Origin of the sequence: Xylanibacter ruminicola 23 (assembly GCF_000025925.1) — a bacterium.
Lineage (GTDB): Bacteria > Bacteroidota > Bacteroidia > Bacteroidales > Bacteroidaceae > Prevotella > Prevotella ruminicola.
The window spans coordinates 565350-578796 of sequence record NC_014033.1 but is presented as its reverse complement, the minus strand read 5'-3'; the positions used below and the strand labels follow the sequence as shown (position 1 = coordinate 578796).

Below are 13447 nucleotides of genomic sequence, written 5' to 3'. Positions count from 1 at the left end.
ATTAAACATTAAAGATTAAACATTAAAGATTGAGCATTAGAAAATTAAAAATATAAGGCTTATGAAAGTAATGAAATTCGGCGGAACATCCGTCGGCTCACCAGAGAGAATGAAGGAGGTAACAGCACTTGTTACCAAGTTTAACGAACCAGTTTTCGTAGTGCTCTCAGCTATGTCGGGCACCACCAACAGTCTTGTCGAGATTTCCGACTATCTCTACAAGAAGAACCCCGATGGTGCTAACGAGGTGATTAACCGCTTGGAGCAGAAGTACGACAAGCATGTTGACGAGCTTTACAGCAAGGACGAGACCAAGGCCGCAACCCGCGAGTTCCTGAAGAGCGAGTTCGACTACCTGCGCTCGTTCACCAAGGAGCTCTTTACTTCTTTCGAGGAGAAGAGCATCGTGGCTCAGGGCGAGATGATGTCGACCAACATGGTGGTTAACTACATGAACGAGATTGGTATCAAGGCCGTATTGCTGAACGCACTCGACTTTATGCGTACCGATAAGAATGCCGAGCCCGATCCTGTATATATCAAGGAGAAGCTGGCTGCGCTGATGCAGGAGCACGAGGGTGTTCAGGTATTCCTTACTCAGGGCTTTATCTGCCGCAACGCTTATGGCGAGATCGACAACCTGCAGCGTGGTGGTAGCGACTACACAGCCTCGCTGATTGGTGCTGCTATCGGTGCTGATGAGATTCAGATATGGACCGATATCGACGGCATGCACAATAACGACCCACGTGTGGTTGACGGCACAGAGCCTGTTCACCAGCTGCACTTTGAGGAGGCAGCCGAGCTGGCTTACTTTGGTGCTAAGATTCTGCACCCAACCTGCGTGCAGCCTGCCAAGTATGCTGGTATCCCCGTTCGCCTGCTCAACACCATGGATCCTGAGGCCGAGGGTACTACCATCAGCAACAAGACCGAGTATGGCAAGATCAAGGCTATCGCTGCTAAGGACAACATCACCGCTATCAAGATCAAGTCATCACGCATGCTGCTGGCTACCGGTTTCCTGCGTAAGGTATTCGAGATCTTCGAGAGCTACCAGACTCCTATCGATATGGTTTGTACCTCAGAGGTTGGTGTATCGATGAGTATCGACAACAGCGCTCACCTGGGCGAGATTGTGGACGAGTTGAAGAAGTACGGCACCGTTACCGTTGATACCAACATGTGTATTATCTGTGTGGTTGGCGACCTGGATTGGAGCAATGTAGGCTTCGAGACTATCGCCCTCGACGCGCTGAAGGATATCCCCGTTCGCATGGTAAGCTACGGTGGTTCTAACTACAACATCTCGTTCCTCATCCGCGAGGAGGATAAGAAGCGCGCCCTGCAGAAGCTGAGCGACACCATCTTTAAAAAATAAAGATGTAAGAATTTAAAAATGTAAAAATTAGAAAGAGACAAACAAGACAATGGCTAAAGGAATATTCCCAGTAGAGAGGTTCAACGAGATTGAGACACCTTTCTACTACTACGACACAGTTCTGCTGCGCCAGACATTACAAACGATTAACAGCGAAGCCAGCAAGCACGAAGGCTTTGTGGTGCACTATGCCGTGAAGGCAAATGCCAACCCACGCATTCTGCGCATCATACGCGAAGCCGGACTGGGTGCCGATTGCGTAAGCGGCGGCGAGGTTGAAGCATCAATCAAGGCAGGCTTCCCCAAGGAGAAAATCGTTTATGCTGGTGTAGGTAAGAGCGATTGGGAAATCAAACTTGGACTGGACAACGACATCTTCTGTTTTAACGTAGAGAGCATCCCCGAGCTCGAGGTTATCAACGAGCTGGCAGCCCAGAAGGGCAAGGTGGCTCGCGTGGCTTTCCGTTTGAATCCCAATGTGGGTGCCCACACCCACGCTAACATCACCACCGGACTGGCCGAGAACAAGTTCGGCATCGCTATGGGCGATATGGTAAAGGTGATTCGCGAGGCCGAGAAGATGGAGAACGTAAAATTTGTAGGCTTGCACTTCCATATTGGTTCGCAGATATTGGATATGGGCGATTTCGAGGCACTCTGCAATCGCGTAAACGAGCTGCAGCAGGAGCTTATCAGTCATCGCATCCGTGTTGAGCATATCAACGTGGGTGGTGGACTGGGTATCGACTATGCGCACCCCAACCGTGTGCCCATTCCCGATTTCAAGGCTTACTTCGACACCTATGCCAAGAAGCTGAAACTGCAACCCGGACAAACCCTGCACTTTGAGCTGGGACGTGCCGTTGTGGCTCAGTGCGGTAGCCTTATCACACGTACCTTATATATTAAGGAAGGTGCAGTTAAAAAGTTTGCCATTGTCGATGCAGGCTTCACCGATCTCATCCGCCCGGCACTCTACCAGGCTTACCATAAGATTGAGAATATCACCAGCGACGAAGCACCCGAGGCTTATGATGTGGTAGGTCCTATCTGCGAGAGCACCGACGTGTTTGCTAAGCAGATCGACCTGAACAAGGCTAAGCGTGGCGATTTGCTGGCCATCCGATCGGCTGGTGCCTATGGCGAGATTATGGCGTCGCAGTACAACTGTCGCCGCCTGCCAAAGGGCTACATGAGCGATGAGCTGTAAGCAAAATGTAAAAATGTAAAAATTATAAAATGAATAAAGACGAACGGAGATTCTCTGTTATCATGACCGTGTACGACCAGGCGTACGAGCTGCAGGAAAACCTAACGGCCTTCCTCACGCAGCAGTACCAGCCTGGCTACGAGGTTGTGGTGGTAGATGAGTCTTCTACCGACGAGACGCCTGATATACTCAAGCTTCTTAAAAAAGATTACCCCAACCTCTATACCACCTTCCTACCCAAGTCAGAAGGGCATGCCATGAGCAAAAAGCAGGCCTATAACATTGGTATCAAGGCAGCGAAAAACGATTGGCTAATCTTTGCCAACGCCAGTCATGCGCCCGTAAACGCAGATATTCTGCAGGCCATCAACGATACCTTTGATGACACCGCCGACCTGACGTTAGGCTATCTTACCAAGAAAGGCATTAAACTGCAGGCATTCGTCGATGTAGATGATGCCAGTGACCATATTACACGCATAGAGCGCCGACTGAAGAAGGTGAGAACCCGCAAGCGCCACCACTACCGCTGGGGGCGTTACGATTTCATCGTTATCAAGAAATCGGTGGCCTTCGATGTGCTGAAGTACTTCGAACTCAAGCCATCGTTTGTTCAGCGTCAGGCTTTGCGTTGGCGCATTTTCTGGAAAAACCAGTTCTGCAGATATGAATATATTACATATCTACCCAAAGAATAACGAGCTGATACAACGTCATGTACAGCTGTTGGTAGAGGGATTACGACAGAGTGCCACCGTGGTAGTGGCCGATAACAGCAAATCCTTCTACCAGCAGGCTCGCGACGCCCAGGCCGATATCATCCACATTCATGGCGCCAACCAGATGCTGCACACCAAGGCCATGCGTTGCGCCCGTAAGCTTAATATCCGTACCGTAGTAACACCTCACGGACAGCTGCAGCCCTTTGCCTTGCAGATGCTGCCCGCCCAGCAGCGTGCCGCTATGACGCTGGTACAGCGCGAGTTTATCGAGGGGGCCTATGCAGTGATTACCCTGGGCAAAATGGAGCGACAGAGCTTTATGGAGCTGGGGTGGAACCCACGTGTAGAAGAGGTTCACAATGCCGTTACCACCAACACCATCAGTCCTGCCGAGATGGCTGCCCAAACATTTGCCATCTATCAGAAGATACTCGACTCGAACACCCTCGAACTGATGGACGACCTCACCCGTCGTGCCCTCAAGGTGATTATCAAGGCAGGTATCATGGGCGATAAGCGCTGGGTGGAGCAAGAGGCCAAGGAGGTGGATGCCCGCCTGATTGACTGGCGACGACTGCTGATATATGCCGAGCATGAGAACATCAGCAACTATACCGACTACGGTATCCGCATACTCGACTACACATCGCCACTACTCGACGTAGCGAGGATTGCGGCCTATTTCCCCAAGAAATTCCATCGCCCCCAGCCCATCAAGGAGCTGATAGGCGATTATCAGGGCGACGAGACCGATTACCTGATGCGCATCATCCGTCAGGTGCTCAAAGCCCCTACTCTGTTGAACATGATGGAGCTGACACGCGAGCTGTATCGCGACAACGTGAACGACGACCAGCTGGCCGAAGCACTCGAAGACGCCAATCTTACCAAGCGTGCAGCCCGATTGATTCAGGTTCTGAGCGAGCAGGTATTATTAGACGAGGGTTACATGCCCATCGACCCGCTCGACGATAAACAGACCGACGTATTACGTAACAATCTGAAAAACCATCTTAAGATATGAAACATCTTACCGGCAATGAAACTGATCTGCACTACTTGCAACTGTTAGCACAATCGTTCCCCACGGTTGCCGACGCCTCAACCGAGATTATCAACCTCGAGGCTATCATGGCGCTGCCTAAGGGCACCGAGCACTTTCTGGCCGATATTCACGGCGAGAGCGAGGCTTTCCGCCATATCCTGAAGAATGCCTCGGGTAACATCAAGCGTAAGGTAAACGAGCTGTTTGGCAACGATATCCGTGAGAGCGAGAAGAAAGAGTTGTGCACCCTGATATACTACCCCGAAGAGAAACTGGAGCTGATTAAGGCTCAGGAAAAAGATATAGAGGACTGGTACCGCATTACCATCCACCAACTGGTAAAAGTGTGCCGCGACGTGAGCAGCAAGTACACCCGCTCGAAGGTGCGCAAATCGCTGCCACAGGATTTTGCCTACATCATCGAGGAGCTACTACACGAGAGTCTGAGCGACAACGATAAGGCCGCCTACGTGAGCGTGATTGTAAACACCATCATCTCTACAGGTCGTGCTGATGATTTTATCTGCGCCATCTGTAATGTGATCCAGCGCCTGGCCATCGACCAGCTGCATATTCTTGGCGACATCTACGATCGTGGTCCTGGTGCCCACATCATCATGGACACCCTGCGCCAATACCACTCGTGGGACATCCAGTGGGGCAATCACGATGTGCTGTGGATGGGTGCTTCGGCTGGTAACGATGCCTGTATCTGCAACGTGCTGCGCCTGTGCCTGCGTTATGCCAACCTGACTACCATCGAGGAGTACGGTATTAACCTGGTACCCCTGGCCACCTTTGCACTCGACGTGTATGGCAACGACCCCTGTCTGGAGTTCCAGCCCAAGCTGCTGCCAGGCAACACGATGGACGAGAAGACCAAGCAGCTCACCGCCAAGATGCACAAGGCCATCGCCGTGCTGCAGTTTAAGACCGAGGCCGAGATATTTACCCGCCGCCCCGAGTGGCAGATGACCGACCGTTGTATGCTCAGTATGGTAAACTACGAAAAGGGCACCTGCAACATCGATGGTAAGGATTACGAGATGAAGAGCTGTAACTTCCCCACCGTTGATCCCCTGCATCCTAACAAGCTCACCGCCGAGGAGGCCGACCTGATGCAGAAGCTGCACCACTCGTTCCGCATCAGCGAAAAGCTGCACAAGCATATCAACACACTGCTGTCGCACGGCTGCATGTACACCATCAGCAACAGCAACCTGCTGTTCCACGCCGCCATCCCGCTCAACGACGATGGTTCGCTCAAGGAGATAGAGATCTATCCAGGCAGGAAATACTCGGGCAAGGAGCTGATGCACAATATCGGCATGATGATCCGCGAGGCCTTCCAGAACGATTCGGATGATAAGGATTACGCCCGCGATTACTTCCTGTACCTGTGGTGCGGTAAGGAGTCGCCCCTGTTCTGTAAGTCGAAGATGGCCACCTTCGAGCGCTATTTCCTGGTAGATAAAGACACCTATAAGGAGGAGAAAGGCAATTACTTTAAGCTGCGTGACAGCGAGGAGGTTTGCGACCGCATACTGGATGCCTTCGGCGTAAAAGGCACCAACCGCCATATTATCAACGGTCACGTGCCCGTACATGCCGGTAGCGGCGAGAATCCTATCAAGGCAGGCGGCAAGCTCATGGTGATTGATGGTGGTTTCTCCGAGGCCTATCACAAGGAGACTGGTATTGCCGGCTACACCCTGGTATATCACTCGCGCGGTTTCCAACTGGTTCAGCACGAGCCGTTCACCTCGGCCCGCGATGCTATAGCACGCGAAATAGATATTAAATCTACCACACAGATTATCGAGATGTCGGCCCATCGCATGCTGGTGGCCGATACCGATAAGGGCGAAGAGCTGCGCGCGCAGATTGCCGACCTGAAGGAGCTGCTTTACGCCTATCGTCACGGTATAATTACTGAGCGCCGCCGATGATTGCCCGCTGCCTGTTAGCCCTGCTGTGGCTGCTGCCATTAGCCGCACAAGCCGAGAACCGCATTAACCAGCCCAACATCAAGACGCTGGTTACGATGGTGAACCAGAACTGGCTGAATGCCCCCGTGATGCGCCTGCATAGCGACGATGTACTGACGGTAGAGTTCGACGAACTCTCGCACAACTACCATCGCTACGTGTATCGCCTGGAGCATTGCGAGGCCGACTGGACACCAAGCGAAGAGCTGTTCGAGAGCGACTGGCTTTCAGGCTTCAACGGCAACCCCATCGAGGATTACGCACACTCCATAAACACCATCGTACCCTACACCCACTACCAGCTGCAGCTGCCCAACGACCGCTGCCAGCTGCTGATGAGTGGCAACTACCGCCTGTATATTCTGGACGAGGACGACGACAACCGCGAGGTATTGGTAACCGAGTTTATGGTTACCGAGCAGAGTATGCGCCTGAGCCTGAGCAGCACCCCTAACACCGATATCGACACCCGTGTGAGTCACCAGCAGGTAACGATGGCGCTCGACTATGGCAGCCTGCCCGTTACCAACCCCGATACGCAGATTTACGCCGTAGTGATGCAGAACCACCAGCAGCGCAATATGCGCCAGGGCATAAAGCCCAACATCACCACCCGCAACGGTCTGGAGTGGAGCCACAACCGCGAGCTCATCTTCGATGCGGGCAACGAGTATCGTAAGTTCGAGGTGCTGGATGTGAGTCATCCCACCATGGGTATCGACCACATTACCTGGGATGGCGAGAACTATCAGGCCTACACCTTTGTAGATGCCCCCCGCCCCAACTACCTGTACGACGAGGATGCCAACGGCGCCTTCTGTATCCGCAACAGCGACTACCACGAGGTAAGCACCACTGGCCAGTATGTGTGGGTAAACTACCGCCTGCGTGTACCACGCCAGGGACCTATCTACATCAGCGGCCGCTGGACTACTGCTACAGGTGCCGACGACTACATGCTGTATTACGACCCCGTAAACGAGCTGTACACAGCCAGCATCCTACAGAAGCAAGGCTATTACAACTACCAGTACACCACAGCCGATGGGCAACAGTTAGCCAGCGAGGGCAACTATTACCAAACCGAAAATCAATATCAAGCTTTAGTTTATTACAAGGGCACTACCGACCGCACTTGGCGCCTTAGCGCTTTCTGCGATACTGGTCGGGAGTAACGTGGTGAACCTGGAAGAACTGCGATATCAGGAAGTTTACCGAAATAAATCCGCACTTATCAGCTATCACCTCAAGCGGCTCCTTGGTGTTACGCAGCATGCGCTCGGCCTGCTGCAGTCGGGCCTGCTTAATCAGTGGTCGCGGACTCTTGAATATATTGGTGGTAATCACCTGATAGAACGTCTTGGCATCCATGCCGGCGGCATTGCTCAGTCGGCGCATGGTCATCTTTTTCTTCTTGCGCTCAAACTCTACCACATGGGCAATCTTCTTATATATCTTCAGGAAGTCTTCATCCAGTTCTACCTGCGGGTCGGGCTGTGCCGAAGTGTATTCCTCAACCACTGGCTCCAGTACCTCGGCGCTGGTGTTACAACGGTCCACAAAAGCGTAGATACGGTTAATCAGGCCAATCTCCTCGCTGTTACGCATAGCACGCAGGTTGGCATTCTTCATATAGTAGAACAGGTTAATACCCGCCATCACTACCAGCACAAAGGCCAACAGTCCGAACATACCTACCGAACGCCACCAAGGCTCGTTCACGTCGATGGTCCACTCGTAAGGTTTGGTATCCCATACATCGGGTGCTAACGAAGCTTGTACCTGTATGGTGTAGTGTCCTGGGCGCAGCGCTATCAGCGGCAGGTGCAGCAGGCCATCCTTGTCAACCATATCCGAACTGAATGGCGACAGTATGCGCCACTCCTCGTCGAGCCCCAGCACACGCACGCGATAGAACGTCTGTTGCGGACGGAAGTAGTTCAAAGCCGAGAACACCAGCGTCAACGAGTTCTGATTGTAATTCAGATCCAGGCCCCAGACACGACTCAGGGCACGATCCAGTATGCGTTTTCCGTCAATCTCGGTAGTAGGGTTCACATCTATACCGTTAACCATCAGCTTTATCAGCTTAGGATAAATCTTAAACGGATAACTGTTGTCGAGTGTCGACATCTTGGTAGGATCAAACAGCACCACATGGTCGAGCGACTGCATGGCTATCTGCCCGTCGGGCAGCAGCATGGCCTTACCATTCACAAACACCTCGTTAGGCACATGGTCGTACTCGTTGTAGCTGTTGATAAAGTGTACCTTGCCATCCTCGTCAAACAGCACTACCGATATACCGTAGCTGGTAGCCACCCAGATGTGGTGGTCGCGGTCTTCTACTACCGAGTGTACAATATTGTTGTACAAGCCATCCTTGGTGGTGTAAACCTGTGGCAACAGGTCGCTTTCGCGGCGATACACCTGCAAGCCCTGCGATGTGCCCACCCACGTCCAGCCTCGCGAATCCTTAAACACGCAGTTCACAGTGCGGTCGCGGAATTTTGGCCACTGGTTTACGTTACTCATCATAGAGCCCAGCTGGTTAGCTATCGGGGTGCCCCAAGGATATGCATGGAATGGCTGTTTGTAAGGCATCGAGTAAAGAATGCCGCGACTCTCGGTACCGGCCCACATACCACCCTGGCGGTCGAAGGCAATCACGTTGATATCGGTTTCGAGCGGCTGCCCGGACACAATACTCAGTGCCTCGAAATGGGTAGTCTCGTAGCTGCTCTCGTGTACTGTCCAATAACCGTATTCGCAAGGCACATACAATAGCGAGTCGTGCTTCACCAAACTGTTCAGGTGGTAAGGTGTGCGCAGCAGTTCGGTCCACTCCTTGCGTGGCACGTCGTACTGCATCAGTATGGCCTCCTTGGCACCGTTACGTATCTGGTACACCTTGGTGCTGTCCATCATTACCAGCGACGAAGCCGCATAGTGGCGGGCCATATCGTCGTTATAGGGCCGGTTCTCGGCCACACGCTTGCCCTTGGTAATATCGTACATCTCCATCAGTCCGTTCTCGTAGAACAGCATCAGAAACTTGTCCTTATACACCTCCAGGTCCTGCAGGTTCAAGCCCGCACGCGTCTTGATGTACTGCTTGGTTTCAACCGAATACAAACCGTTGGCCGTCAGCAGCCAAACCACACCCGTACGGTCCACAAACAAGTCCATTACGCGCTCTTTCACACCAAACTCGGCAAACACATCCTCAATGCTCGGCACAAAGCGTTCGGTAATCAGCTCTACACAAGTAACGCTACCCGTGTTCTTCAGCCAGATGTGGTGATACTTGTCGAAGTACAGATGGTAATTACCACGATAATCCGACAGGGCGTAGATGTTCTCATCCAGCGGGTCGATATACGAGAACGAGGCGCCGTCGTAGAAGTTAATCTGACCTGCGGTGGTAATCACCAGTCGGCCAGTCTTGGTGCAAAGAATGGTTTGGGCACCGTTATCGGCCAAACCGTTAGCTGCGGTATAATTACGGAAGATACGCGGTGACACATTAACAGCCCCTGCAGTCAAAATCGACAGCAGCACTGTTAGTAGTATTATCGCGTATCTTCTAGTCATTGGTTCTTATTATCAATTGTCAATTTTCAATTCTCAATTGTGGTCTAGACCACCTCAATTCCTTGTTCCTCACATAGTTTCAGGCTCATCTCCTTTAGTTTGAATTTCTGGATCTTACCTGATCCCGTGAGCGGGAATTCCTTGATAAAGAACACGTACTTCGGAATTTTGTATCGGGCTATCTTGCCTCGGCAGAACAGCTGCACATCCTCGGGCGTCATCTCCACACCCTCTTCCAGGATGATAAAGGCACCCACGGCCTCGCCATATTTCTTAGATGGCACAGCAGCCACCTGTACATCGCGAATGCCAGGCATGTGATACAGGAACTCCTCAATCTCGCGTGGGTAGATATTCTCACCACCACGAATAATCATATCCTTGATACGTCCGGTAATCTTATAGAAGCCCTGCTCATCTTTCACACCCAGGTCGCCCGAGTGCAGATAGCCGTTCTTGTCGATCACCTCGGCCGTAGCCTGTGGATTCTTATAGTAACCCTTCATCACGTTAAAGCCCTTACAGCACATCTCACCCTGTACGCCAACGGGGCATTCCTCGCCGGTCTCTGGGTCGAGCACCTTCACATCTACAAATGGGAAGTCGCGTCCCACAGTAGTACAACGCTGCTCAAAAGTGTCGTTCAGGCAGGTCTGCGTCATACCAGGCGAGCTCTCGGTCAGTCCGTACACGCTGGTAATGGTCATATACATTTTTTCGCTTACCTGCTTCATCAGCTCGATAGGACAGAGCGATCCGGCCATGATACCTGTACGCAGACAGCTCAGGTCGAACATGTCGAACATCGGGTGGTTCAGCTCGGCTATGAACATCGTAGGCACACCGTAAACGGCGGTACAACGCTCTTTGTGTATCGAGGCCAGCACTACCAGTGGGTCGAATTTCTCAACCATCACCTCGGTACAGCCGTGAGTCAAGCAGTTCATCGTGGCCAGCACCACACCAAAGCAGTGGAACAAGGGCACGCATACACACAACTTATCATCCTGTGTAAAGCCCATATTCTCGCCGGTAAAGTAACCATCGTTCGAAATGCCGTAGTGAGTCAGCATCACACCCTTGGGGAAACCTGTGGTACCGCTGGTGTACTGCATGTTGCACACATCGTAGCAGCTCACCTGCTTCTTCATCGTGTTCAGTGTCTCATCATCGATATTCTGACCCAACAGCAGCAGCTCGGCGGTGTTATACATACCGCGATACTTCTCCATACCTATATATACTACGTTCTTCAGGTAAGGGAATCGCTCGCTGTTCAGATGTCCGCGCTCGCAAGTCTTCAACTCTGGCAGCATGGTGTAGGTCATATCCACATAGTTACAATCCCATGTACCATCGGTAATGCAAAGCACTTCCATATCCGAGTCCTTACACAGATACTCCAGCTCGTTCTGCTTGTAGTTGGTGTTCACCGTTACCAGCACTGCACCAATCTTAGCTGTAGCATACAGGAAGGTTAGCCAGTCGGGCACATTGGTAGCCCAGATACCCACATTCGAGCCCTTCTTAACGCCGATAGATATCAGGCCCTTGGCCAGATTATCCACACGCTCGTTAAACTTGCTCCATGTAAAGCGCAGGTCTCTATCCGAATATACTATGTATTCCTTATCAGGAGTAGTCTCAGCCCAGTACTCCAGCCATTCGCCCAGAGTTCTTTCCCACAGCTTGTATCCCTCCGAGCCAGTCTCGGCTGGATAAGTTCTATCAGGCAGCGGTCTGCCCGCCATATCGTATTTTACATCACTCATCTTAATCCTTAATGTTTAATGTTTAATGTTTAATGTATTAAAATGGTATGTAAACTACTGCCAGAATCTTTGCACTCTTGCCAGGGGCACCGTGTACGTGGTGCTTTACAATCGAGTCGTAGAAAATGCTGTCGCCCTCTTTCAGGGTGTAGGTCTCTTTACCATACACAATCTCTACTTCACCCTGCATCACGTAGATAAACTCCTCACCCTCGTGGTCGCTCAACTGGAAGTTGGGGTTCTCCTCGGGGTTAATGTCAATTACGAATGGCTCCATGTGGCGACCAGCCTTCTGCTGTGCCAATGGGTGATACTCCATGTGCTTACGTGCATCAGTAGCGCCGTTGCTAAAGCTGATGCTGCTATCCTTCTCACGATCTTCGGCGCGACAAACAATAGGTCCAAGGGCATCGTTATCATCCATAAAGGTACCTAGGCGAACACCTAAAGCACGAGCAATCTTAATCAGTGGACCCAGCGATGGCAGGTTCACATCATTCTCAATACTCTCTATCTGCTCTACGGTAAGTCCGCTGCGCTCAGCAATCACGTCGATGCTGAGATTCTTGGTTTCTCTAAGGCCCTTGATTTTTGCGCCTACAACTGAATGATTATTCATCTTACTTACAAATATTTTTTTACCTATTATTTCAAGGGCAAAAGTACATATTTTAATTGGAAAACAAGCGTGTTTTAATAGATTTTAACAAGAAAGTTGTACACTCTGCTAAAATTGTTGTACCTTTGCAGCCATGAAACGCATTTGTAACTTCATAGCCCGTTGGATGGGCGCATTGGTATTGGTGGTGGCAGCAGTAGCACTGCTGGTGCCCCAAAGTCTTAACTGGATGAGCACCTACACCATCAATCCCATGTTAGGTGTCATCATGTTCGGCATGGGTCTTACCCTATCGCCAGCCGACTTCCGTATCGTGCTCAGTCGCCCCAAGGACATCCTGTTAGGCTGCCTGGCCCAGTTCACCGTTATGCCGCTGTTGGCATTCCTTATTTCGTGGGCATTGCAGCTCCCTAACGAGTTGGCTTTAGGCGTTATCCTCGTGGGCTGCTGTCCTGGCGGCACCGCCTCCAATGTCATCACCTATCTGGCCAAGGGCGATCTGGCCCTCTCGGTAGGCATGACCGCCTGCTCCACCCTCCTGGCGCCTGTGCTAACCCCGTTGCTGGTATGGCTCATGGCAGGCACCATGGTCAATGTAGATACCATCGGCATGCTCACCAGTATTATATATGTGGTCATAGCCCCTATCGTGGCAGGCCTGTTGTGCCAGCGTTTCATGCCCCGTGCCACCCGCAGCGTCACCCCCTATCTGCCAGCCCTCTCGTCGGTGGTTATCGCCCTGGTAGTAGGCATCATCGTCAGCCATAACGCCAGTCGCCTGCTGTTAGGAGGCGCCATTGTGGTAGCAGCCGTCGTATTGCACAATCTGTTAGGCCTCAGTGTAGGCTATGCCATCGGCCGCCTGCTGCGCCTACCCCATCCCAAGCGTGTGGCCCTCAGCATCGAGGTAGGCATGCAAAACAGCGGTTTGGCCTCATCCTTAGCCGTACTCCATTTTGCCGCCTACCCCCTGGCCACCATCCCCGGTGCCATCTTCAGCGTATGGCACAACATCAGCGGCGCCCTCGCCGCAAAACTCTATGGCAGATAGCAGTCCAAGCTACACTACCAAGTGGAGTGATATCCCAGAAGCGGAATAAAACTTTTGCAGTTTTG

Annotated in this window: 10 protein-coding genes; 7 read left to right on the top strand and 3 right to left on the bottom strand. The window is 51.8% G+C overall.

Annotated features, from left to right (window positions below; genetic code table 11):
- The first annotated feature begins 61 nt into the window (after positions 1–61).
- Genes PRU_RS02430 through PRU_RS02405 form a run of 6 tightly spaced genes read left to right on the top strand, consistent with a single transcriptional unit; the run spans position 62 to position 7521 of the window.
- On the top strand, positions 62–1381 hold the full coding sequence (locus PRU_RS02430; RefSeq protein ID WP_013063559.1) for an aspartate kinase: 1320 nt from the start codon (positions 62–64) through the stop codon (positions 1379–1381).
- Between the two features lie 49 nt (positions 1382–1430).
- Complete coding sequence (gene lysA, locus PRU_RS02425) at positions 1431–2591, top strand: diaminopimelate decarboxylase (RefSeq protein WP_013063629.1); 1161 nt, start codon at positions 1431–1433, stop codon at positions 2589–2591.
- A 29-nt stretch (positions 2592–2620) separates the two neighbouring features.
- On the top strand, positions 2621–3289 hold the full coding sequence (locus PRU_RS02420) for a glycosyltransferase family 2 protein (RefSeq protein ID WP_013064473.1): 669 nt from the start codon (positions 2621–2623) through the stop codon (positions 3287–3289).
- The gene (locus PRU_RS02415; RefSeq protein ID WP_041385563.1) at positions 3258–4337 is read left to right on the top strand and encodes a glycosyltransferase; all 1080 of its coding nucleotides are present in this window, start codon (positions 3258–3260) and stop codon (positions 4335–4337) included. The genes PRU_RS02420 and PRU_RS02415 overlap by 32 nt, the downstream gene beginning before the upstream one ends.
- Entirely contained in the window at positions 4334–6307 is a 1974-nt protein-coding gene (locus PRU_RS02410) for a fructose-1,6-bisphosphatase (RefSeq protein ID WP_013064252.1), read from the top strand. Before PRU_RS02415 ends, PRU_RS02410 begins: the two co-directional genes overlap by 4 nt.
- A complete protein-coding gene (locus PRU_RS02405) occupies positions 6304–7521 on the top strand; it encodes a type IX secretion system plug protein (RefSeq protein ID WP_013064862.1) in 1218 nt (405 codons plus the stop codon). Before PRU_RS02410 ends, PRU_RS02405 begins: the two co-directional genes overlap by 4 nt.
- Here the strand turns inward: PRU_RS02405 and PRU_RS02400 are convergent.
- From PRU_RS02400 to PRU_RS02390, 3 genes are read right to left on the bottom strand one after another with little or no spacing between them, the layout of a single operon-like run.
- A complete protein-coding gene (locus PRU_RS02400; RefSeq protein WP_013064840.1) occupies positions 7490–9940 on the bottom strand; it encodes a two-component regulator propeller domain-containing protein in 2451 nt (816 codons plus the stop codon). The two genes, PRU_RS02405 and PRU_RS02400, sit on opposite strands and share 32 nt — an antisense overlap.
- Positions 9941–9984: 44 nt before the next feature.
- A complete protein-coding gene (locus PRU_RS02395) occupies positions 9985–11691 on the bottom strand; it encodes an AMP-binding protein (RefSeq protein WP_013065557.1) in 1707 nt (568 codons plus the stop codon).
- A 58-nt stretch (positions 11692–11749) separates the two neighbouring features.
- On the bottom strand, positions 11750–12331 hold the full coding sequence (locus PRU_RS02390; protein WP_013063601.1) for a helix-turn-helix domain-containing protein: 582 nt from the start codon (positions 12329–12331) through the stop codon (positions 11750–11752).
- A 133-nt stretch (positions 12332–12464) separates the two neighbouring features.
- Here PRU_RS02390 and PRU_RS02385 point away from each other — a divergent pair, with 133 nt between their 5' ends.
- Complete coding sequence (locus tag PRU_RS02385; RefSeq protein ID WP_013063813.1) at positions 12465–13382, top strand: bile acid:sodium symporter family protein; 918 nt, start codon at positions 12465–12467, stop codon at positions 13380–13382.
- Positions 13383–13447 lie beyond the last annotated feature (65 nt).